Source organism: Streptomyces sp. AA4 (genome assembly GCF_000158875.1).
Classification (GTDB): domain Bacteria; phylum Actinomycetota; class Actinomycetes; order Mycobacteriales; family Pseudonocardiaceae; genus Amycolatopsis.
The window spans coordinates 1,305,239-1,327,125 of sequence record NZ_GG657746.1; the positions used below are offsets into that span (position 1 = coordinate 1,305,239).

The window sequence follows — 21,887 nt, forward strand, 5'->3', positions numbered from 1 at the left end:
CCGCGATTCAGGCGGTGTCAAGCAATGCGGGGGTTCCGATCAGTGGGGAGAACGGCTATCCTGCGAATTACTGAACGTCCGGTTGGTAATTCGGCGAGAGGGTCGGCATGGTTCTGCTCCGCAGCTACGTCTCCGGGGGATGGCACACGGCGCCGGGCGAGGGCGTCCCGCTGCACGACGCGGCGACCGGGGAGGAAGTGGCCCGGATTTCGTCGGAGGGGATCGACTTCGCCGCCGCGCTCGACTACGGCCGCAAGGTGGGCGGTCCGGCGCTGCGGAAGCTGACGTTCCACCAGCGGGCCGCGCTGCTGAAATCGCTCGCTTCGCACTTGCGCGAGCACCGCGAAGAGCTGTACGCGCTGTCGGCGCGCACGGGTGCGACGCTCGGTGACTCGAAGTTCGACATCGACGGCGGCATCGGCGTCCTGTTCAGCTACGGCTCGAAGGGCAAGCGCGAGCTGCCGAACGACACTGTGTACGTCGAGGGCGCGGTCGAGCCGCTGAGTCGCGGCGGGACGTTCGTCGCGCAGCACATCGCGACTCCGCTGCAGGGCGTCGCGATCCAGATCAACGCCTTCAACTTCCCGGTGTGGGGTCCTCTGGAGAAGTTCGCGCCCGCGTTCCTCGCCGGGGTGCCGAGTCTGATCAAACCGGCCAGCCAGACCGCGTACCTGACCGCGCGGCTCGTCGAGCTGATCGTCGAATCGGGCATCCTCCCCGATGCCGCGGTGCAGTTCGTCGCGGGCAGCGTCGGCGACCTGCTCGACCACGTCACCGCGCAGGACCTGGTGTCGTTCACCGGTTCCGCGTCCACCGCGCAGAAGCTGCGCGCGCACCCGGCGATCGTGCGGAACTCGGTGCGGTTCAACGCCGAGGCCGACTCGCTGAACTGCTCGATCCTCGCCCCGGACGCCCGGCCGTCGACGCCGGAGTTCGACCTCTTCGTCAAGCAGCTGACCACCGAGATGACGGTGAAGGCGGGCCAGAAGTGCACCGCGATCCGCCGCGCGTTCGTCCCGGCCGAGATGCTGGACGACGTCGCCGAAGCGGTCAGCGCCCGGCTCGCGAAGGTGACGGTCGGGAATCCGAACGCCGAGGGCGTCCGGATGGGTGCGCTGGCCAGCCTGGAGCAGCGGGAAGAAGTACGTCGTTCGCTGAAGGCGCTGCTCGACGCGGGCAGCATCGTCTTCGGCGACCCGGACCACGTCGACGTCGTGGACGGCGACGAGGCGACCGGCGCGTTCATCTCGCCGATCCTGCTCAAGGCCGACCCGGAGCGCGCCGAACCGCACGAGGTCGAGGCGTTCGGCCCGGTCTCCACGCTGATGCCGTACACGTCGGTCAAGCAGGTCATCGAGTTCGCGGCCCGCGGCGGCGGCAGCCTGGCCGGGTCGGTCGTGACCGGCGACCCGGTGTTCGCGCGCGAGATCGTGCTGGGCGTCGCGCCGTACCACGGCCGCCTGCTCGTGCTCGACAGCGAGGACGCCAAGGAATCCACCGGGCACGGTTCGCCGATGCCGCAGCTGGTGCACGGCGGTCCCGGCCGCGCGGGCGGCGGCGAGGAGATGGGCGGCATCCGCGGCGTGCTGCACCACATGCAGCGCACGGCCGTGCAGGGCAGCCCGAAGGTGCTGGGCGCCGTCACCGGCCGGTGGGTCGAGGGCGGTCCGCGCGTCGAAGGCGAGCACCCGTTCCGCAAGTCGCTCGCGGAGCTGAGCATCGGCGACACCGTCGTGGCCGGCCCGCGCACCGTTACCCGCGCCGACATCGACCACTTCGCCGAATTCACCGGCGACACCTTCTACGCGCACACCGACGAGGCGGCGGCCGCGGCGAACCCGCTGTTCGGCGGCATCGTGGCGCACGGCTACCTGGTCGTCTCGTTCGCCGCGGGCCTGTTCGTCTCGCCCGAGCCGGGCCCGGTGCTGGCCAACTACGGCCTGGAGAACCTGCGCTTCCTCACGCCGGTGAAGGTGGACGACCAGCTGACGGTCACCCTGACCGCCAAGCAGATCACGCCGCGGATCGACCAGGAGTACGGCGAAGTCCGCTGGGACGCCGACGTCACCAACCAGGACGGCGACTCGGTCGCGAAGTACGACGTGCTCACCCTCGTCTCGAAGGAGCAGCCGTGACCGCTGTGGCAGAGCCGGAACTGGAAGCCCTGTTCGAGCACACCATCGAACGGGACCAGCGCATCGAACCGCGCGACTGGATCCCCGAGGGCTACCGCAAGACGATGATCCGCCAGATCGCGCAGCACGCGCATTCGGAGATCATCGGCATGCAGCCGGAGGGCAACTGGATCACGCGCGCGCCTTCGTTGCGGCGCAAGGCGATCCTGCTGGCGAAGGTGCAGGACGAGGCCGGGCACGGGCTCTACCTGTACTCCGCCGCGGCGACGCTCGGTGCCGACCGCGCGGACCTCACCGACAAGCTGATCAACGGCAGGCAGAAGTACTCGTCGATCTTCAACTACCCGACTCTGACCTTCGCCGACGTCGGCGTGATCGGCTGGCTGGTGGACGGCGCGGCGATCTGCAACCAGGTGCCGCTGTGCCGGTCGTCGTACGGGCCGTACGCGCGGGCGATGATCCGGATCTGCAAGGAGGAGTCCTTCCACCAGCGGCAGGGCTACGAGCTGCTGATGACCATGATGCGCGGCACCCAGCAGCAGCGGGACATGGTGCAGGAGGCGGTGAACCGCTGGTGGTGGCCGTCGCTGATGATGTTCGGCCCGCCGGACGCGGATTCGCCGAACACCGCGCAGTCGATGGCGTGGAAGATCAAACGGCACACCAACGACGAGCTGCGGCAGCGCTTTGTCGACATGTCCGTGCCGCAGGCCGAGGCGCTCGGGGTGACGTTCCCGGATCCGGAGCTGCGGTGGAATCCCGAGCGGGAGCATTACGACTTCGGCGCGGTCGACTGGGACGAGTTCAAGAACGTGCTCAAGGGCAACGGCCCGTGCAACGCGCAGCGGATCGCGCACCGGCGGCGCGCGCACGACGAAGGCGCCTGGGTTCGGGAAGCCGCGGCGGCGCACGCGGCCAAGAAAGAGGGTTCGGCATGAAGCACGACTGGCCGCTGTACGAGGTGTTCGTCCGCGGGAAGCGGGGACTGAACCACGTGCACGTGGGTTCGCTGCACGCGGCGGACGACGAGATGGCGCTGCACCACGCGCGCGATCTCTACACGCGCCGCAACGAGGGTGTGTCGATCTGGGTCGTTCGCGCCTCGGACATCACCGCGTCCTCGCCGGACGAGAAGGACCCGTTCTTCGCGCCCAGCGGCGACAAGGTGTACCGGCACCCGACGTTCTACGACATTCCCGACAACGTTCCCCACATGTGAGGTCTGGGATGTCTTTTGACAACGTCTACGAAGCCATCACCGAGGACAACGACGCGCGGTGGGCCTTCGGTACCGGATTCGCCGATCCTTTGTCCGGAGTGGACACTTCCGTGCCGTCCGGAGTGGACGGTGCGCGGCTGGCCGCGTACTGCCTGATGCTGGGCGACGACGCGCTGATTTTCTCGCACCGGTTGCAGGAGTGGGTCAGCAACGCGCCGGAGCTGGAGGACGAGGTCGCGATCGCGAACATCGGCCTCGACCTGCTCGGCCAGGCCCGGCTGCTGCTGGCTCGTTCCGGCAAGGCGGACGGCACTGACCGGTCCGAGGACACCCTCGCGTTCTTGCGGGCGGAGAACGAGTTCCGGAACGTGCGGCTGGCCGAGCTGGGCGGCGGGCACTTCGGGCACCTGATCGCGCAGCTGTTCGTGTTCTCGACCTGGCGGCTCGCGTTGTTCCAGCAGCTGGAGTCCAGCGTGGACCCGGTGCTGGCGGCCATCGCGGCCAAGGGTGTGAAGGAATTGGCCTACCACCGGGATTACGCCGCGCAGTGGCTGGTGCGGCTGGGTGACGGGACGCCGTTGTCGCACGAGCGGATGGCCGAGGGGCTGGCTGCGGTGTGGCCGTATGTCGACGAGCTGTTCGCGACGCATCCGGATGAGTTGGTAGATGCCGCTTCGTTGCGGCCGGAGTTCGACGCTGTGGTCGAGCAGGCGTTGACGGCGGCGACGTTGGAGCGGCCGGAGATCGGGGCTATTGCCGGGGTTTCCGGGCGTACCGGGCGCGATGGGGTGCATACCGAGCAGATGGGGTTCTTGCTGGCTGAGCTGCAGAGTGTGGCTCGGGCGATGCCGGGGGCGTCGTGGTGACCGCCGACGTTCTCTTTCCCGCGGAGGCGGCATCCAGCAGAGCGGTCGCGGTGGCTTCTACCGTTACTGATCCTGAGTTGCCGATGTTGACGCTCGCGGATCTCGGGGTGTTGCGCGAGGTGTCCGAAGAGGACGGTCGGGTTACGGTGTCGATTACGCCGACGTACACCGGTTGTCCGGCGATGGACACTATGCGGGACGACCTGGAGCATGCGCTGCGGGGTGCGGGGTATACCGAGATCGATATTCGCACTGTGCTGGAACCGGCTTGGTCGTCGGATTGGATCAGTGCCGACGGTCGGCGGAAGCTTGCTGAGGCCGGGATCGCACCGCCGGGGTCTGCGCCGCGGCGGGCGGCTGGACCGATTCCGTTGACGCTGGGGCCTTCGGTGCGGCGGGTGGCTTGTCCGCATTGCGGGTCGTTGGATACCGAGGAACAGTCTCGGTTCAGCGCGACTGCGTGCAAAGCGTTGCGGCGGTGCCGGTCTTGCTGGGAGCCGTTCGAACACGTCAAGGAGATTTGAGTGACTGCCACCGTTTCCCGTCGTGCCGGGTTCCATCCGTTGCGGGTGGCTGAGGTTGAGCGGCTCTGTGATGACGCTGTGGCCGTGACCTTTGACGTGCCTTCCGAGTTGGCCTCGGTTTATGCCTTTGCGCCTGGGCAGTCGTTGACCTTGCGCCGCGTTGTTGAGGGGCGGGATGAGCGGCGGTCCTATTCGATTTGTGCTGCGGTGGGGGAGCGGCCGCGGGTCGGGGTGCGGTTGGTGCCGGACGGGGTGTTCTCGTCTTGGCTGGTGAATGAGGTTCGGCCGGGGGATACGGTTGAGGTTTCCGCGCCGACTGGGTCGTTTACTCCGGATCTTGCTGCTGGTGGGCATCATGTGCTGATCGCTGCTGGGTCTGGGATTACGCCGGTGTTGTCCATCGCTGCGTCTTTGCTGGCTACGCCGGATGCGTCGGTGACTGTGCTGTACGGGAATCGGCGGACGGATACGGTGATGTTCGCTGATGAGCTGGCTGATTTGAAGGATCGGTATCCGGCGCGGTTGGAACTCGTGCATGTGCTGTCTCGGGAGCCGCGTGAGGCCGAGTTGTTCACCGGACGGTTGGATGCGGACAAGCTTCGGGCGTTGTTCGGGTCGATTGTGCCCGTTGAGGATGTTGATCATTTTTGGCTTTGCGGGCCGTTTGGGATGGTCACCTCGGCGCAGGAACTTCTTGGCTCGCTGGGGGTTCCTGGGGAGCGGATTCATCAGGAACTGTTCTATGTGGACGATGTGCCGCCGGAGCCCGTTAAGCATGTTGATCCTGCTGTGGCCGGTGCGTCGTCTGAGGTGACGTTGGTTCTTGATGGTCGGTCTACGACTATGAATCTGCCTCGGGAATCGTCTGTGTTGGATGGGGCGCAGCGGTTTCGGCCGGATTTGCCGTTTGCTTGCAAGGGCGGGGTTTGTGGGACCTGCCGGGCTCGGGTGACCGAGGGGGCCGTTGACATGCGGCGGAATTTCGCGTTGGAGAAGGCGGAGGTGGAGGCTGGGTTTGTGTTGACTTGCCAGTCTCATCCGGTTTCTGAGCGGGTTACTGTGGATTTTGACGCTTGAGTTTGGGTCGGCTCGTCGCCTTGGCGGGCGACATTGCCGTCGTCTTGGGTTGCGTGGGGCACCCCGAAGTTTGATTGTGCTGACGGTCTGGGGGTGCTTGTCAAGGCGGGTTTTTTTTTGCGCTTTGACAAGCACCCCCAGACCGCAGGGAGGCTTCGTATCGGGGTTGGGGGAGGGAGTGGGTGCCCCCGGTGGTTGGGTGCATCGGCGGCGGTTTGTTGCGCGGCTTGGGTGGGTGGTAGCGGTGGGGGCGCGGCGTGCGGGTAGCGCCCCAATGTGGCATTGGGTGCATGTGACGCATGAACCGCCCCGGGTTCGGTAGAGACTCGTTGTTGGGGTCAGGCGACCAGACTGATCAGGTCGCCGTCCTCGTACAGGGTCTCGAATTCGACGGGTGGCCGGTCGCCGCATGCTCCGTGGAGGCGCTGGGTGTTGTACCACTCGATCCACGCGGCAGTCGCGACGTCGACTTCTTGCTTATTGTGCCATGGCCCGTTCGGTTTAATCAACTCGGTTTTGTAGAGCCCGATGGTGGATTCCGCGAGCGCGTTATCGAGGGCATCGCCGACCGTGCCGATCGACGCGTCGATACCGGAATCAGCAAGATGCTGCGTGAATCGGAACGACGTGTATTGACTTCCGGCGTCGGAATGGTGGATCAGCTTGTCCTGCCCCTTTCGCCATCGGTAGTCCCGATGACGCAGTCCCTGCTCGATCGCGTCGAGCACGAGGTCGGTTTCCTTGGACATGCTCACGCGCCAGCCGACGATCCTGCGGGAGAACACATCGATCGCGAACGCGACGTAGACGGTGCCTGCCCAGGTCGCGACGTAGGTGAAGTCCGCTACCCACAACCGATTCGGTGCACCTGCCGTGAACTGGCGGCTCACCAGGTCCGCGGCGCGGGCACCGCCGGGATCGGACACCGTGGTGCGCACCTTCTTCCCGCGGACCGCGCCGGCCAAGCCCATCGCGCGCATCAGTCGTTCCACCCGGCCCCGGCCCGCCCGAACGCCTTCCCGGTTCAGCTGACGCCATACCTTCCGGGCACCGTACACCAGGTAATTCTCGTCGTACACGCGCTGAATTTCCTTCTTCAACTCCTCATCGCGAACTTCCCTCGCCGACATCGGACGGGAAAGCGCGGCATAATAGGTGGACGGAGCGATCTTGATCCCGAACTCGGTCAGCACGGCACAGATCGGCTCGACTCCGAACCGGTCCCGATAATCCGTGATGAACGCTACGAGCGCGGCGATCGAGGGTCGAGCTCCCTCGCGAAGAAAATCGATGCCGCTTTCAGGATCTCATTCGCCCGGCGCAACTCACGATTCTCACGCTCGAGCTCGCGCACCCGCTCCGACTCCGCAGTCGTGACACCCGGCCGCGCACCCTGATCGGTCTCAGCCTGCCGCACCCACCGGCGCAGCGACTCGGCCGACACCCCCACCTTCGCCGCGATCGACGTGATCGCCTCCCACTGCGACGAGTACTGCTCTACCTGCTCAAACACCAACGCAACCGCGCGCTCACGCACCTCACGCGGATGCCTCGAAGACCGGCCCATAACTCCATCCTCACTCACACGATGGAGCCTCCATCAAACCCGGGGCGGTTCACGCACCCAATGTGGCATTGGGTGCATGTGACGCACCCAATGTGGCATTGGGTGCGTGTGGCGCACCCAATGTGGCGTTCGGTGCATGTGACGCACCCAATGTGGCGTTCGGTGCGTGTGGCGCACCCAATGTGGCGTTCGGTGCGTCTGGCGCACCCAATGTGGCATTGGGGCGCATCCCGGGCGGGCGGCGGGTGGGTCGTGAGGGGAACCCTGAGGGACTCTGAGTCCGTGAAGGTGGCCCTCACGGAAGGGCTAGCGGCGTCGGCGGCGTTTGCGCGGGGTGGGGAAGTCTTCTGGTTCCGGAGTTGCCGGCGGGGGCGGGCCGCCTAGGCCTAGCATTTCTGCTGCCAGTTCTTGGGAAGACGCGAAGCGGCCGGTTGGTTTGTCCTTTGCTCGCCGCAATGCCGACGGGCGGAGGCGGTTGTAGCCGCGTACTGCGATGGGGCGGCGGGTGCGCAGGTCGAATTGGGGGAGCGATTCCAATTCCCCAGCCAGTTCTCGGTCTACCAGTACGGTCCCGGGGCGCGCGGCTGAAGTGAGGCGCGCGGCCAGGTTCACGACGGAGCCGTAGACGTCGCCGAAGCGGGAGAGGACCCTTCCCGACGCCATTCCGGCTCGGACTGCGGGGAGGTCGCCGTCCTCGCCGGTCCGTTCGGCTAGCGTCAGGGCGATTTCCGCGCCGTCAGCCGGAGTGTCGGCTACGAAGAGGACTTCGTCGCCGATCATTTTCACCACTCTGCCGTGGTGTTCTGCGATGACTTCGGTGGCTAAGGATTCGAAGCCGTCCAGGACCTGGGTTAGTTCTTCTTCGTCCGCTTCTCTCGTGAAACGGGTGTAGCCGACCATGTCCACGAAGCCGACGACCAGGGCGCGCGTTTCCAGGTCCTCGTCGGGGCTGGCGAAGGCGCGCCCGGCGAAGGCGGCCAGGTGGCGGCGCCAGACGTAGCTTTGCACCTGCTCCAGTTCGGGGAGCAGACGCTCGACGAGACGCGTCACCTGGCGGTCGCTGCGGGCCAGTTCCGGGTTTTCCGTGATCAGTTCCCACAGCATGTGGACCTGCCACTCGGCCAGCCTCGAGAGATGCTGGCCGAGGGCGCGGGTCACGGCGACTTCCATCCCGGGCGCGATCAAGCCCGAGCTCACCAAACCGTCGGCGATGCGCATGGCTTCGACGTCGGCGTCGGTGAACACCACCTCGTCGTCTTCGACGGTGGCGAAACCCAGCGCCCGCCACAGCCGGCGCGAGCGTTCTTCGGGTACTCCGGCCCGTTCGGCGACTTCGAGCCGGGTGTAGCGGCGCGGGCCGCCCAGCAGGGCGCGTTCCAGCCGCTGCTGCAGGTCCCGGGAAGTATCGGCCACGGCCTCAGGTGGTGTGCACGATCAGCACGTCGACGCCCGACTTCCGGGCCACCTCCGACGGCACCGAGCCCAGGATCCGGCCCGCGAGGGTGTTGAGGCCGCGGTTGCCGACCACGAGCAGGTCGGCCGAACGGTCCTTCACGACCTTCCGCAGCATGTCGACCGGCTGGCCTTCGAGCGCGACCGTCTCGATTTTCGTCGCTCCGACCTTCGCCGCGCGGTCCCGGGCGGACTGCAGCGTGTCCTCGGCGGGGGCGGACCCGACCACCTGGTAGGCCTCGTCGCCCAGCTCGTCCTGCGCGCGTTCCACGTCTTGGCGGCTGGCCGGGTGGTACGCGCACACGACGACGAGCGTCGCCCCGGCGTCGGCAGCCACCCCGGCGGCCTTGTCCACCGCGGCGAAGGACGAGTCGGACCCGTCCGTGCCCACCACCACAGTCCGATAGACAGCCATCCACAACCTCCCGGCGAATCGGTCAGCGGGGCGGCGCGGCCCCTTCGCGGGGGAAGGTTACTCGCCAGTCGGTTTTCCCGCCGGGCGCGGTTGCGGCTGCGGCTTGGGCACGTCGGACGTGCGCAGCCGGACGGTCTGCTCGACATCGCCGCTCGCGGCGGCCTTTCCGCTGGAAGCCGGAGCGTTCTTGCCGCTCTGACCAGCGGAATTCTGCTCGGCCGGAGTGGTCTTGCCGGACGCGGCGGTCGCGCCGCCGCCCGGTGCGGCGGCAGCCTTCGAGCCGTTCGTGCCGGACTTCGGACCGGAACCGTTGGCCTTCTCGACCGCGGCCTTGATGTCCGCGGGCACCTCGCCGTCCATCTCGCCGAGCACGTGCTGCGCTTCGGCCAGGACGGTGCGCGCCGAGCGGACCTGCTCGGCCAGGCTCGCCCGGACCGCGCGCAGGGCCTCGACCCGCTCGTTGGCCTGGGTGATCCGGCGGTTGGACTCGTCGGTGGCGGTGCGGACGCGGCGGCGGGCCTCGTCGGCGGCCTCCGCGAGCCGCGCGTTGGCCTCGGTGATCGAGTCCTGGCGGCGCTTGTTCGCGTCGGCGACGGATTCGCGCTGGCGACGGTCGATGTCGGCCTTCGCGGCCGTCTCCTCTTCCAGCACCTTCGCCCGGATCGCGGCCGCGTCCTCGGCGGCCTCGCGGACCCGGCGCTCGGCTTCGGCCTTGCTGGCCGCCTCCTGCTCGGCCAGCACGCGCATCGCCTCGGCGCGCCGGGTCGCCATCGCGATCTCGAAGTCTTCTTCGACCTGCGTGCGGCGGGCCTCGGACTCCGCGTCGAGCTTCTTGCGCTCGGCCTCGGCCTCGTCGGTGATCCGCTTGGCCTCGGCGCGCGCGTCCTCGAGCACCTTGCGGTGCTCGGCCTCCATCTCCTTGCGGCGCAGGTCCAGCTCGGTGAGCAGCTGCTCGTACCGGGCGCGCATGGCGCTGGCGTCGGTCTCCGCCTTGGCCCGGATGTGGCCCGCTTCGGCCTCGGCGCGGGCGCGGGTGTCCGCGGCCTCGTCCTGCGCCAGCCGCAGCATCCGCTGGAGGCGCTCGGACAGGCCTTCGACGCTCGTCGGCGGCTGCGCGAGCCGGTCCACCTGACCGCGGAGGTCGGCGATCTCGCCGCGCGCGACTTCCAGCTGCCGGGCCAGATCGCCGGCTTGGGCGATGGCGGCGTCGCGGTCGGCGGTGAGCATCTTCAGGTCGCCGTCGAGCCGTTCCAGGTGCTCGTCGACCTGGGCCCGGCTGTACCCCCGCTTCGCTACGTCGAAGCCGGCTCCCAGCGGCACGAGTTCGCGTTCATCGCCAAGACTCATGACACCACCGTAGTCGCTCCGCGGTCACGGACGGGTGAGCACCCACGGGGTCCGGCCGCTCGTGCGGCGAGCGGCCGGACCGAAGAGGCAGGTGGTCCGCCCTCACGCGCCGCGGAACGCGTTGATGCCGTCGAGGTGCTTCGCGCGCAGCTCCTCGTCTCGCACGCCGAGTCCTTCCTCGGGAGCGAGCGCGAGCACGCCGACCTTGCCCTGGTGCGCGTTGCGGTGCACGTCAAGGGCGGCCTGGCCGGTTTCTTCCAGCGAGTACGTCTTCGACAGCGTCGGGTGGATGAGGCCCTTCGCGATCAGCCGGTTGGCCTCCCACGATTCGCGGTAGTTCGCGAAGTGCGAGCCGATGATCCGCTTGAGGTTCATCCACAGGTACCGGTTGTCGTACTGGTGCATGTACCCCGAGGTGGACGCACAGGTGACGATGGTGCCGCCCTTGCGCGCGGCGTAGACGGACGCGCCGAAGGTCTCGCGGCCCGGGTGCTCGAACACGATGTCCGGGTCCTCGCCGCCGGTCAGCTCGCGGATCTTCGCGCCGAACCGCTGCCATTCCTTCGGGTCCTGCTCGTTCTCGTTCTTCCAGAACTGGTAGCCCTCGGCGGTGCGGTCGATGATCAGCTCCGCGCCCAGCTTGCGGCAGATCTCGGCCTTTTCGGGGCTGGACACGACGCACACCGGGATCGCGCCGCCGTTGAGCGCGTACTGCGTCGCGTACGAGCCGAGACCGCCGGACGCGCCCCAGATCAGCACGACGTCGCCCTGCTTCATGTCCGCGCCGTTGCGCGAGACCAGCTGCCGGTAGGCGGTCGAGTTCACCAGGCCGGGGGAGGCGGCTTCCTCCCAGGTCAGGTGCCCCGGCTTCGGCATCAGCTGGTTCGCCTTGACCAGCGCGATCTCGGCGAGCCCGCCGAAGTTCGTCTCGAAGCCCCAGATCCGCTGCTCGGTGTCGAGCATCGTGTCGTTGTGCCCGTCCGGGCCTTCCAGCTCGACGTTCAGGCAGTGCGCGACGACCTCGTCGCCCGGCTTCCAGTTGTGCACGCCCGCGCCGGTGCGCAGCACGACGCCGGACAGGTCGGAACCGACCACGTGATACGGCAGGTCGTGCCGCTTGGCCAGCGGCGAGAGCTTGCCGTACTTGCGGAGGAACTTGAACGTCGGGATCGGCTCGAAGATCGACGTCCAGACGGTGTTGTAGTTGATCGCGCTGGCCATCACCGCGACGAGCGCCTCGCCCGGACCCAGTTCCGGCGTCGGGACCTCGTCCACGTGCAGCGAACGGCGCGGGTCCTTGTCGCGGCTTTCGAGGCCTTCGAACATGTCGACCTCGTCGGCGTGCACGGTGACGCCCCGGTAGCTCTCGGGCACGGGCAGCTCGGCGATCGCGTCGAGGCGGCCTTCGAGGATCGCCTGCTGGATCTCGTCGAGGTGCGTCATCGGGAACCTCCAGGGGTCGGTCGCGGCGCGACAGGACGAAATTACTCGTCGGTAACCGGGGGCCTCACTGTACGAGACACACCCCCCGCGCACGAGTCGAAGTGTGACGCACGAATCTTGACCGGCTGGCCAGTCAAGGCGCATAGTCGGCAGTGGGAAATCTCCCTGAACGGCTCTTTTCCGGCGGAGGTGAGCACGAATGAGTGAAGTCTCGACGCGCGCCTGGACGCGGCCCTACGACTGGGCCGAGGTCGTGATTGGTGTTGTCGCCGCTCTTTCACCCCTTTGGCTGAGCACGAACACCACGATGGTGTGGACGATGGTGATCCTCGGCGCGCTGATCGCGATCGACGGCCTGGTGTCGCTCGCGGCGCCAGGCATGGTTTACGGCGAGGGCGTGCAGATCGTCCTCGGCGCGTTGCTGTTCATCGCGCCGTGGGTGATGGGGTATACGGAATTCAACGGGGCGTCGTGGACGTCCTGGGTCGGCGGTGCGCTGACGATCATCGCCGGCGCGGCCGCGATGCCGGAGGCCAACGCCGCCCACCGGATGGCGGGCCAGCACTGACGGGGCAGCGGAGCCTCGCGAGGACGGATTGGCAGAGCGTGGCGAAGCCACTCCGTTGAGGGTGGCGGAGGGGAGGAAGGCGGAGATGACCGACGACTCGGCGAAGGAACGGATCCTGTGCGCGGCGGAGGAACTGTTCGCCGAGTCCGGCTTCGAAGCGACCCCGACGTCCCGCATCGCGGAGCGCGCCGGGGTCCCGAAGGGCCTGGTCCACTATTACTTCCGCCGCAAGTCCGACCTGCTGGCCGCGTTGGTCGACCGGCTGCCGGACGAACGCATCGAACCCGCCGCGGTCGTCGTTCCCGGCGACCTGGCGGGTTCCCTGCGCAGACTGGTCGGCGAACTCGACCGCCGGTTCGCCGGTTCGCTCGGCCTGTCGCATCTGCTGTGGCGCGAGGCCGACACCCACCACGTGGTCCGCGACGCGCTGTCCGAACGCTTCCAGCACCTGGTCCGGCTGATGCGATCGGTGATCGTGGCCGCGACCGGCGGACGGCTCGCCGGGGCGGACATCGACAACGCGTCCGGCCTTCTGGCGCGCGCTGTTACTCATCGGCACGCGACGGCCCGGCACACCGGGGACGACCGGCCCGCGGAGTTCGACGGCGAGCTGACGTTCGTGGCGAACGCGTTGTCGGCTCGGGTGCCGAAGGGGAAGCCGCCCGCTTCGGCGGTGTGACGCTGCCGCCTACCTATCCCGAACGCGACTAGTCCTACGACTCGCAGACGTCCGTGAAGGGCTCCTTGAGGGAATCAGACTCCCTCAAGGAGCCCTTCACGGACCTCGGCGGTGTTGGGCGGTCAGTGTGCGGAGGCGGCGGGCTCCACCAGCTCGACCAGCACCCCGCCCGCGTCCTTCGGGTGCACGAAGTTGACCCGGCTGTTCGAGGTCCCGCGCTTGGCCGCGTCGTACAGCAGCCGCAGCCCCTTCTCCCGCAACGCCGCCGCGGCAGCGTCCACATCGGACACTCGCAGTGCGAGCTGCTGCAGGCCCGGCCCGTTGCGGCCGATGAACTTGGCGATCGTCGAATCGTCTCGGGACGGGGCGAGCAGCTGGATCATCGTTTCGGTGCCCGCGGTACCCGGGGCGCGCAGCATCGCCTCGCGCACGCCCTGCTCGTCGTTCACCTCCTCGTGCGCGACCTCCAGGCCGAAGTGGTCGCGGTGGAAGGCGATGGCCGCGTCGAGGTCGGGCACGGCGATGCCGACGTGGTCGATCGCGGTCACGAACGGCTTGAGCACGGATGCGCTGGGCTCGGTGTCCATACCGGGGAGGATAAGCCCCGGCGGGCCTCGCGGAACCCCGCGTGCGCCCCCTCACACTGGCTCCATCAAGACGCGCCGCGAAGCCCGCGCAGGCCGTATCGTGGGAACACTGCCAGTGCACCGATGCTTTGGAGGACGTCGTGTCCGGTTCCGTGATCCTGGGCGCTGCCCGTACCCCGATCGGGCGACTGCTCGGCTCGTTGAAGGACTTCTCGGGAGCCCAGCTGGGCGGGATCGCGATCAAGGCCGCGCTCGAACGCGCCGGCGTCTCCCCGGACCAGGTCCAGTACACGATCATGGGCCAGGTGCTCACCGCCGGCGCGGGCCAGATCCCGGCGCGCCAGGCCGCGGTCGCCGCGGGCATCCCGATGGACGTCCCGGCGCTGACCATCAACAAGGTCTGCCTGTCCGGCCTCGACGCGATCGCGCTCGCCGACCAGCTGATCCGAGCGGGCGAGTTCGACCTCGTCGTCGCGGGCGGCCAGGAGTCGATGACGCAGGCCCCGCACCTGCTGCCGAAGTCCCGCTCCGGCTTCAAGTACGGCGACACCACGCTAGTCGACCACATGGCCTACGACGGCCTGTTCTGCGCGTTCGACCAGGTCGCGATGGGCTCGTCGACGGAGAAGTACAACAGCCGCTACGGCGTGACCCGCGAGCAGCAGGACGCGTTCTCCGCGCGTTCGCACCAGCGCGCCGCCGCGGCGATCGAGGCCGGGTTCTTCCGCGAGGAGATCGCGCCGGTGTCGATTCCGCAGCGCAAGGGCGACCCGGTCGTGTTCTCCACCGACGAGGGCGTGCGGGCCGACACCACCGGCGAAAGCCTCGCGAAGCTGCGTCCGGCGTTCGCCTCGGACGGCACCATCACCGCCGGTTCGGCGTCGCAGATCTCCGACGGCGCGGCCGCGGTGATCGTGGCCAGCCCGGAGAAGGCGGCTGAACTGGGCATCACGCCGCTGGCCGAGATCGGCGCGCACGGCGTCGTCGCCGGTCCGGACGCGAGCCTGCACGAGCAGCCGTCGAACGCGATCCGCGCCGCGCTGAAGAAGGCGAAGCTGGACGTGTCGGATCTGGACCTGGTGGAGATCAACGAGGCGTTCGCCGCGGTCGGCCTGGTGTCGAGCGAGAAGCTCGGGCTGGACGAGTCGAAGGTGAACGTCAACGGCGGCGCGATCGCGCTCGGCCACCCGATCGGCGCTTCCGGCGCGCGGCTGGCCGTGCACCTGGTGCACGAACTGCGCCGGCGCGGCGGCGGTCTCGGCGCGGCCGCGCTGTGCGGTGGCGGCGGCCAGGGCGACGCGCTGCTGATCCGCGTTCCGTCGGCGTAAGTTGGCCGGCCCGGACCTCGACGAGCTGGTCGGCCGCGCGCGGGAAGGACAACCGCGCGCGGTCGCCCGGCTCATTTCTCTTGTTGAGGACTCTTCGCCGCACGTGGCGGACATCGCCCGCGCTTTGACGCCCTACACCGGGCGCGCTCGCGTCGTCGGGCTCACCGGCCCGCCCGGGGTCGGCAAGTCGACCTCGACGTCCGCGCTGCTCACCGCCTTGCGCGGCGAGGGTTTGCGGGTCGGGGTGCTGGCGATCGACCCGTCGTCGCCGTTCTCCGGCGGCGCCTTGCTCGGCGACCGGATCCGGATGACCGAGCACGCCACCGATCCCGGCGTGTTCATCCGCTCGATGGCCACACGAGGACATCTCGGCGGCCTTTCGTGGGCGACCCCGCAGGCGGTTCGGGTGCTGGACGCCGCCGGGTTCGACGTGGTGCTGATCGAGACTGTCGGGGTTGGACAGTCCGAAGTGGACGTCGTGAAGCTGGCGGACACCACGGTGGTGCTGCTGGCCCCGGGAATGGGCGACGGCATCCAGGCGGCGAAAGCCGGGGTGCTGGAGATCGCGGACGTGTTCGTGGTCAACAAAGCCGACCGCGACGGGGCGGACGCGACGGTGCACGACCTGAAGCAGATGATCGCCCTGGCCCGCCGCGAACTGCGCGGGCCGAGCTGGCGACAGCCGATCGTCCGCACGGTGGCGGCGAAGGGCGAGGGCGTCGACGAGGTGGTGTCGGCGTTGCGCTCGCACCACGAATGGCTTGTGGCCCACGGGGAATTGGACCGCCGCCGCGCCGCGCGCGCCCGGGAGGAGGTCGCCGCGATCGCGTTGCGGAGGCTGCACGCGGAACTGGCGGACCTCCGGCACGGCGACCGGTTGGGCGAGGTGGCGGCGCGAGTGGTGGCCCGGGAACTGGACCCGTTCGCGGCGGCGGACGAGCTGATCGCGGAGCTGAAGGGCTAACGCTGCGCGGTTTCGTAGAGCGGCTTGGTCACCTTGCTGCTGAACTGCGGGCCCACCAAGTACCGAGTGCAGCCGTCGTCGTGCGAGCACGGTTTCCCGTCTGCGGCAAAGAATCCCGCATGGGTGTTGTCCCCGACGACAGTGCCTGAACCAGTTGCCGGGTTGAAGTCCCGCAGTCGCGGACCGCCGCTCGAACCGCCGCCCATGACGCACGCCGTGCCCCACAGATCGGGAGAGTCCGGATATGTCGGCGTGCCGGTCCACTGCCGTGCGGTGCCAGTGCAATACGCCAGCCTCGCCCCGGTGTACTCCGGCAGTCCCTGGCGTGCTGGATCGGACGCCGCCCGCGGGTAGCCGAACTGGGTCACCTTCGCCGCGCCGGGCCGGTCGAAGCCGATCTGCTGCGCGCCGACCGCGTCCTGCACCAGCTGGCCGGATTCGTTCGGGCCGAGGACCGCGAAGGCTTGGTCGTAGGTGTCGAATTTCTGCGCGTTCTGCTGATCGTTCGCGAGCCAGGTGCGGTCGACGACCCCGATCCGGGCGGCGAACTTCCCGTACGGCGCTTGGCCGTCGCGGTAGCCGGGGACGAACATGACGTGCGTGTTCCAGGCGTTGTGCTCGCCGAGGAGATCGGTGTTGTTGACGCAATGCCCGGCCGTGACGATCGTGCTGCGGTTCTTGCTGCGGACGACGGTCGCCGTGCAGCTCGCGTCCTCGCCGTGGTCGGTGTAGAAGAGCCGCCCGACCGTCTTCGGCAGCGGGTCCGGCCACGGCGCGCCGTCGGGCCCGCTCTTCGGCGGGTTCTGCGACGCCGGTTCGGTCAGCGCGGCCAGGCGTTGCGGGGTCCAGTAGGCGAACACCGCCTGCTGTTCGGCGGCGGAGGAAGCGAGCGGCTGCTGCACCGGACCGGCGGGAACGGCCACCAGCCCGGCGACCAGTCCGGCGAGGAGGGAAGTGATCATGAAACCGCACCGTAGGACGCGGGTGTCAGGAACCGGTCAGGATGCGACTTTCGCCGGAAGCGCGGGCAGTTCCCCGTCCCTATACTGCGATCCTCCGTGCACTGGGAGGGGACCGGAATGAAAAGACTGCTCGTGTCCGTGCTGACCGCGTTGTCGCTGGTCGCGGTGGCCGCCCCGGCTTCGGCGGCGGAGGCGGGGCCGCCGAAGGTCACCTCGGGGCCGTGTCGGTACACGGAAACTCCGGACGATCCCGCGGTGCGCCCGGTTTCGTTGCCGCGGGACCCGAAGCACACGCCGGACCACGGCAGCGTCGACGTCGCCGTGTTCTCCAACCAGGGCTTGCTCCCGCTGCGTCTCAACCGCGCGCAGGCCCCGTGCACCGTGCAGAGCTTCCTGCACTTGTCCGCCCACGGCTTCTACAACCAGACGACCTGCCACCGGCTCACGGCGTACCCGACGCTGAAGGTCCTGCAGTGCGGCGACCCGTCCGGCACCGGCGAGGGCGGTCCGGGCTACAAGTTCCGCGACGAACTCCCGACGACCCTCCCGCCCGCCCCGTCCGACCCGACGGGCAAGCGCCGCACGTACGCGCGCGGCCTGCTGGCGATGGCGAACGCCGGACCGGACACGAACGGCTCGCAGTTCTTCGTGGTGTACGGGGATTCCAGCCTGCTGCCGAACTACACGGTCTTCGGCACGGTCGGCGAGCCCGGACTGCGCACGCTGGACCGCGTCGCGGCGGGCGGCATCCAGCCGGACGCGGACACCCCGCCGGGGAAGACTCCGGTGGACGGCAAGCCGGTGCGGAAGACGGATCTGGAGCTGGTTTTGCCGCTGTGCCTGTTCTGCGGTCGCTGACCGAGCAGTAGAACGGACGGATGCGACCCGAACCTGGCCAGGTACTGCATTTTTCCGAGGATCCGGGGATCACGCGGTTCGTGCCCCATGTCGCGGCGACCGCGCGGCAGCCGCAGCCGTACGTCTGGGCGGTCGACGCCGACCGCTGTCCGGACTACTGGTTCCCGCGGCAGTGCCCGCGCGCCATGGCGTGGGCCACGCCGCGGACCACGGAGGACGACCGGGAACGGATCCTCGGCGGCGACGATCGGGTCCACGCCGTCGAATACCGCTGGCTGGACGCGCTCCGGACGGCGAAATTGTTCGCCTACCGGCTTCCCTCCACCAGTTTCCGTCCGTTCGGCGAGCACGCCTGCGTCGCCACCGAGCCGGTCGTGCCGCTCGGGCCCGCCGAACCGGTCGGCGATCTCCTGCGCCTGCACGAGGAGGCGGGGATTCAGCTGCGGGTGCTTCCGAACCTCTGGCCGTTCTGGGACGCGGTGACCGCGAGCACGGCGGGGTTCAGCGGGATCCGGCTCCGCAACGCGCGGCCACGGGCCTGACTGGCCCACGGCACCCACTCCGAACTGGACCACCCGGCTAGGCCACTCGCGATTAGCGTAAGCGGCATGACGAAGCGAATCGCGCTCGCCACGGGCGGGTTGTATCAAGCGATGTCCCACCTGCAGGGCGAGGTGAAGAAGGCCAGCGCGAACGCGGGGCTCGACAAGAAGCTCATCGAACTGGTCAAGGTCCGCGCGTCGCAGATCAACGGATGCGCCTACTGCCTCGACATGCACGCGGCGCTGGCCGTCGAGGCCGGGGAATCGCCGCGGCGGCTTTACGTGCTCGAAGGCTGGCGCGAGACCGAACTGTTCACCGAGCAGGAACGCGCCGCGCTCGCCTACACCGAGGCGATGACCCTGATCTCGGACCACCGGGACGTCCCCGAAGACGTCTACGCCGAGGCGGTCCGTGTGTTCACCGAGGACCAGTACCGCGCGCTGGCGTGGTGCGTCGTCGCCATCAACACCTGGAACCGGCTCATGGTCGCGAGTCACGCCGAGTTGCCGGAGCGTGCGGCGTGAGTGCCGAGGAGTTGCGGGCGCTGCACGTCCCGGGGAAGCCGTTGATTCTGCCGAACGCTTGGGACGCGGATACCGCCAAGGCGGTGGAAGCGGCGGGATTCCCGGTGGTGGCAACGAGTTCCGCGGCGGTCGCGGCGGCGCTCGGGCACGCCGACCACGAGGGCGCGTCGGCGGACGAGATGCTCGCGGCGGCCAAGCGGATCGTGGACGCCGTGTCGGTGCCGGTGACGGTGGACGCCGAGGCTGGATACGGCCTGGCCCCGGCAGAACTTGCCGCCCGGCTGCAAGAGATCGGTGCAGTTGGCTGCAATATCGAGGACACCGACCACGGGAAGGGCGGTCAGCGACCGGCAGCGGAGCAGGCGGAGTGGCTCGCCGGGTTGCGCCGGGCGGCCGGCGACGGGCTCGTGGTCAACGCGCGCGTGGATTCGTTCCTCGGGGCACCGGACGAGCAGGCGGTGCTCGACGACGCCGTCGCGCGCGGGCGGGCGTATCTCGAAGCCGGGGCCGACTGTGTGTACCCGATTCTCGTGCGTTCGTCGGAGGTGCTGGCCGAGTTCGTCCGTCGGGTGGGCGGTCCGGTCAACGCTTCGGCGCTTCCCGGCGGTCCGGGACTGGCCGGGCTAGCCGAACTGGGGGTAGCCCGGATTTCGCTCGGTGCGGGATTGTGGCGGTATCTGCGCGGCGTGCTGGAGGGCACGCTGGGCGAGATCGCACAGGGGAAGCTGCCGTATTGAAAAACCGCTGGGTGCCGCGGCAAAAGCGGCACCCAGCGGTTTCCTTAAGGGCGAAACTCAGTGCTGCACGGCCTTTTCCGCGCCCGCACCGGTCAGCGCCCGTACTTCCATTTCGGCGAACTTCGCCGGGTCGTGTTCCTTCGACAGGATCGTGCCCAGCCAGCCCAGGATGAACGCGATCGGGATCGACACCAGACCCGGGTTGTCGAGCGGGAACCAGTGGAAGTCGACGCCCTGCAGCATCGACGCGCTCTTGCCCGTCTTCGGGTCGACCGGCTTCCCGGAAACGGCGGGCGAGAACACGATGAGCACGATCGTCACGATCAGCCCGCCGTAAATGCTCCACAGCGCGCCCTGGGTGTTGAACCGTTTCCAGAACAGCGAGTACAGAATCGTCGGCAGGTTCGCCGAAGCCGCCACCGCGAAGGCCAGCGCCACCAGGAACGCGACGTTCTGCCCGTTCGCGAGAATGCCGCCGAGAATCGCGACGATGCCGATCACCACGGCGGTGATCCGCGCGACGCGCACCTCCGAACCGGTGTTGGCCTTGCCCTTCTTCAGCACGTTCGCGTAGACGTCGTGCGCGAACGAGGCGGACGCGGTGATCGTCAGACCCGCGACCACGGCGAGGATCGTGGCGAACGCGATCGCCGAGATCAGCCCCAGCAGCACCGGGCCGCCGAGGTTCAGCGCCAGCAACGGGGCCGCGGAGTTCACGCCGCCGGGCGCCTTCTTGATCGCGTCCGGACCGACCAGCGCGCCCGCGCCGTAGCCGAGCACCAGCGTGAACAGGTAGAACACGCCGATCAGCACGATCGCCCACACGACCGAACGACGCGCCTCGCGCGCGGTCGGCACGGTGTAGAAGCGCATCAGCACGTGCGGCAGGCCCGCGGTGCCCAGCACCAGCGCGATGCCAAGCGAGAAGAAGTCCAGCTTCGTCGTGCCGTCCTTGCCGTACTGCTTGCCCGGCCCGAGCAGCGCCTCGCCGGCCTTGCCCGCCTTGTCGACCGCGCCCTGCAGCAGCGAGGAGAAGTTGAAGCCGTACTTGCCGAGCACCCACAGCGTCATCGCCAGCGCGCCGACGATCAGCAGCGCCGCCTTGATGATCTGGACCCAGGTGGTGCCCTTCATGCCGCCGATGAGGACGTAGGCGATCATGATCACGCCGACCACCGCGATCACCAGCGACTGCGCGGCCTTGCCCTCGATGCCCAGCAGCAGCGCGACGAGGCCGCCCGCGCCGGCCATCTGCGCCAGCAGGTAGAAGAACGACACCACGAGCGTCGAAATCGCCGCCGCCGCGCGCACCGGACGCTGCTTCATCCGGAACGCGAGCACGTCGCCCATGGTGAACTTGCCGGTGTTGCGCAGCAGTTCCGCCACCAGCAGCAGCGCGACCAGCCACGCCACCAGGAAGCCGATCGAGTACAGGAACCCGTCGTAGCCGTACACCGCGATGGCGCCGGCGATGCCGAGGAACGACGCCGCCGACAGGTAGTCGCCGGAGATCGCGATGCCGTTCTGCGGACCGGTGAACGCGCGGCCGGCCGCGTAGTAGTCGGACGCGGTCTTCGTGTTGCGGCTGGCGCGGAACACGATCACCAGGGTGATGACCACGAACAGCGCGAAGATCGTGATGTTGAGCGCCGGGTTGCTGCCCTCGACGCTCGCGGCGAGAGTCTTCACGCGCCCTCCTTCGCGGGGTTCTCGATGTCGTCCTTGATCCGCTCGGCCAGCGGGTCGAGGTTCTTGTTGGCGTAGCGCACGTACAGCCACGTGATCAGGAACGTGGACACGAACTGCAGCAGCCCGAAGAGGAGGCCGACAGTGAAGTTGCCGACGATCTTCGTGCTCATGAAGCCGTGCGCGTAGTCGGCGAGCAGGACGTAGAGCAGGTACCAGGCGAGGAACAGTCCGGCCATCGGGAACACGAACCGGCGGAGCCGGCCGCGGAGTTGGCGGAACTCGGCGCTGTCGTGCACCTGCTCCCAGGTCGGGTCCGGCGGCGCGCCGGACGGGTCGCCTGCGCTCATGGGAACTCCCTTGTGCGACGCTGCGGATGTGGTCCGCGACACAGTAGGGAGGACGC

General features: G+C 68.6%; 23 protein-coding genes. 14 read left to right on the top strand and 9 right to left on the bottom strand.

The features are described from left to right. Positions 1 to 107: 107 nt before the first annotated feature. The 6 genes from paaZ to paaE are packed head-to-tail and all read left to right on the top strand — an operon-like array spanning position 108 to position 5,821. Positions 108 to 2,135, top strand: a complete 2,028-nt coding sequence (paaZ, locus tag SSMG_RS06155; protein WP_009073845.1) for a phenylacetic acid degradation bifunctional protein PaaZ — start codon at positions 108 to 110, stop codon at positions 2,133 to 2,135. Next, positions 2,132 to 3,073 carry a 1,2-phenylacetyl-CoA epoxidase subunit PaaA gene (gene paaA / locus SSMG_RS06160; RefSeq protein WP_009073847.1) on the top strand — a complete coding sequence of 314 codons (942 nt, stop codon included), beginning with the start codon at positions 2,132 to 2,134 and terminating at the stop codon, positions 3,071 to 3,073. Before paaZ ends, paaA begins: the two co-directional genes overlap by 4 nt. Beyond that, a complete protein-coding gene (gene paaB, locus SSMG_RS06165) occupies positions 3,070 to 3,354 on the top strand; it encodes a 1,2-phenylacetyl-CoA epoxidase subunit PaaB (RefSeq protein ID WP_009073848.1) in 285 nt (94 codons plus the stop codon). Before paaA ends, paaB begins: the two co-directional genes overlap by 4 nt. A gap of 8 nt (positions 3,355 to 3,362) precedes the next feature. Next, positions 3,363 to 4,220: a 1,2-phenylacetyl-CoA epoxidase subunit PaaC gene (gene paaC / locus SSMG_RS06170; RefSeq protein ID WP_037712733.1), complete on the top strand. Its 858-nt coding sequence runs from the start codon at positions 3,363 to 3,365 to the stop codon at positions 4,218 to 4,220. Between the two features lie 50 nt (positions 4,221 to 4,270). Further along, positions 4,271 to 4,744: a 1,2-phenylacetyl-CoA epoxidase subunit PaaD gene (gene paaD / locus SSMG_RS06175; protein ID WP_037716701.1), complete on the top strand. Its 474-nt coding sequence runs from the start codon at positions 4,271 to 4,273 to the stop codon at positions 4,742 to 4,744. Then, positions 4,745 to 5,821, top strand: coding sequence for a 1,2-phenylacetyl-CoA epoxidase subunit PaaE (gene paaE / locus SSMG_RS06180; protein WP_009073854.1), 1,077 nt, complete (start codon positions 4,745 to 4,747; stop codon positions 5,819 to 5,821). A gap of 338 nt (positions 5,822 to 6,159) precedes the next feature. Here paaE and SSMG_RS06185 read toward each other — a convergent pair. From SSMG_RS06185 to ccrA, 5 genes are all read right to left on the bottom strand, one after another. After that, positions 6,160 to 7,388, bottom strand: a protein-coding gene (locus tag SSMG_RS06185; protein ID WP_234392803.1) for an IS3 family transposase whose coding sequence is annotated in 2 segments (ribosomal slippage) — positions 6,160 to 7,109 and positions 7,109 to 7,388 — 1,230 coding nt in all. Because the reading frame shifts where the segments join, the coding sequence is not laid out codon by codon here. A 306-nt stretch (positions 7,389 to 7,694) separates the two neighbouring features. Continuing rightward, complete coding sequence (locus SSMG_RS06195; RefSeq protein WP_037712738.1) at positions 7,695 to 8,801, bottom strand: adenylate/guanylate cyclase domain-containing protein; 1,107 nt, start codon at positions 8,799 to 8,801, stop codon at positions 7,695 to 7,697. A 4-nt stretch (positions 8,802 to 8,805) separates the two neighbouring features. Beyond that, the gene (locus tag SSMG_RS06200; protein WP_009073860.1) at positions 8,806 to 9,255 is read right to left on the bottom strand and encodes a universal stress protein; all 450 of its coding nucleotides are present in this window, start codon (positions 9,253 to 9,255) and stop codon (positions 8,806 to 8,808) included. Positions 9,256 to 9,312: 57 nt separating this feature from the next. After that, positions 9,313 to 10,602 (bottom strand): chromosome segregation protein, encoded by a 1,290-nt coding sequence (locus SSMG_RS06205; protein ID WP_009073862.1) that lies wholly within the window; start codon positions 10,600 to 10,602, stop codon positions 9,313 to 9,315. 102 nt (positions 10,603 to 10,704) lie between these two features. Next, positions 10,705 to 12,045 (bottom strand): crotonyl-CoA carboxylase/reductase, encoded by a 1,341-nt coding sequence (ccrA, locus tag SSMG_RS06210; protein ID WP_009073866.1) that lies wholly within the window; start codon positions 12,043 to 12,045, stop codon positions 10,705 to 10,707. Between the two features lie 199 nt (positions 12,046 to 12,244). On the opposite strand from ccrA, the gene SSMG_RS06215 reads away from it, so the two are divergent. Both SSMG_RS06215 and SSMG_RS06220 read left to right on the top strand, forming a co-directional pair. Further along, the gene (locus tag SSMG_RS06215; protein WP_009073867.1) at positions 12,245 to 12,613 is read left to right on the top strand and encodes an SPW repeat protein; all 369 of its coding nucleotides are present in this window, start codon (positions 12,245 to 12,247) and stop codon (positions 12,611 to 12,613) included. Positions 12,614 to 12,698: 85 nt separating this feature from the next. Beyond that, on the top strand, positions 12,699 to 13,292 hold the full coding sequence (locus tag SSMG_RS06220) for a TetR/AcrR family transcriptional regulator (protein WP_037712739.1): 594 nt from the start codon (positions 12,699 to 12,701) through the stop codon (positions 13,290 to 13,292). 122 nt (positions 13,293 to 13,414) lie between these two features. On the opposite strand, the gene mce is transcribed toward SSMG_RS06220, so the two are convergent. After that, positions 13,415 to 13,879, bottom strand: a complete 465-nt coding sequence (gene mce, locus SSMG_RS06225) for a methylmalonyl-CoA epimerase (protein ID WP_009073871.1) — start codon at positions 13,877 to 13,879, stop codon at positions 13,415 to 13,417. 140 nt (positions 13,880 to 14,019) lie between these two features. On the opposite strand from mce, the gene SSMG_RS06230 reads away from it, so the two are divergent. Both SSMG_RS06230 and meaB read left to right on the top strand, forming a co-directional pair. Next, positions 14,020 to 15,207, top strand: a complete 1,188-nt coding sequence (locus tag SSMG_RS06230) for an acetyl-CoA C-acetyltransferase (RefSeq protein WP_009073872.1) — start codon at positions 14,020 to 14,022, stop codon at positions 15,205 to 15,207. Between the two features lies 1 nt (position 15,208). Then, a complete protein-coding gene (gene meaB / locus SSMG_RS06235; protein WP_009073874.1) occupies positions 15,209 to 16,171 on the top strand; it encodes a methylmalonyl Co-A mutase-associated GTPase MeaB in 963 nt (320 codons plus the stop codon). On the opposite strand, the gene SSMG_RS06240 is transcribed toward meaB, so the two are convergent. Further along, positions 16,168 to 17,133: a serine protease gene (locus SSMG_RS06240; protein ID WP_009073876.1), complete on the bottom strand. Its 966-nt coding sequence runs from the start codon at positions 17,131 to 17,133 to the stop codon at positions 16,168 to 16,170. The two genes, meaB and SSMG_RS06240, sit on opposite strands and share 4 nt — an antisense overlap. A 117-nt stretch (positions 17,134 to 17,250) precedes the next feature. Here SSMG_RS06240 and SSMG_RS06245 point away from each other — a divergent pair, with 117 nt between their 5' ends. From SSMG_RS06245 to SSMG_RS06260, 4 genes are all read left to right on the top strand, one after another. Then, complete coding sequence (locus SSMG_RS06245; protein WP_037712742.1) at positions 17,251 to 17,991, top strand: peptidylprolyl isomerase; 741 nt, start codon at positions 17,251 to 17,253, stop codon at positions 17,989 to 17,991. A 20-nt stretch (positions 17,992 to 18,011) separates the two neighbouring features. Further along, a complete protein-coding gene (locus SSMG_RS06250) occupies positions 18,012 to 18,533 on the top strand; it encodes a DUF6886 family protein (protein ID WP_009073880.1) in 522 nt (173 codons plus the stop codon). Between the two features lie 66 nt (positions 18,534 to 18,599). Further along, entirely contained in the window at positions 18,600 to 19,058 is a 459-nt protein-coding gene (locus tag SSMG_RS06255; protein WP_009073882.1) for a carboxymuconolactone decarboxylase family protein, read from the top strand. Then, positions 19,055 to 19,795, top strand: coding sequence for an isocitrate lyase/phosphoenolpyruvate mutase family protein (locus SSMG_RS06260; protein ID WP_009073884.1), 741 nt, complete (start codon positions 19,055 to 19,057; stop codon positions 19,793 to 19,795). The genes SSMG_RS06255 and SSMG_RS06260 overlap by 4 nt, the downstream gene beginning before the upstream one ends. A 57-nt stretch (positions 19,796 to 19,852) precedes the next feature. Here the strand turns inward: SSMG_RS06260 and SSMG_RS06265 are convergent, their stop codons facing one another. Further along, on the bottom strand, positions 19,853 to 21,484 hold the full coding sequence (locus SSMG_RS06265; RefSeq protein ID WP_009073887.1) for a cation acetate symporter: 1,632 nt from the start codon (positions 21,482 to 21,484) through the stop codon (positions 19,853 to 19,855). Further along, on the bottom strand, positions 21,481 to 21,831 hold the full coding sequence (locus tag SSMG_RS06270; protein WP_037712746.1) for a DUF485 domain-containing protein: 351 nt from the start codon (positions 21,829 to 21,831) through the stop codon (positions 21,481 to 21,483). The genes SSMG_RS06265 and SSMG_RS06270 overlap by 4 nt, the downstream gene beginning before the upstream one ends. Positions 21,832 to 21,887 lie beyond the last annotated feature (56 nt).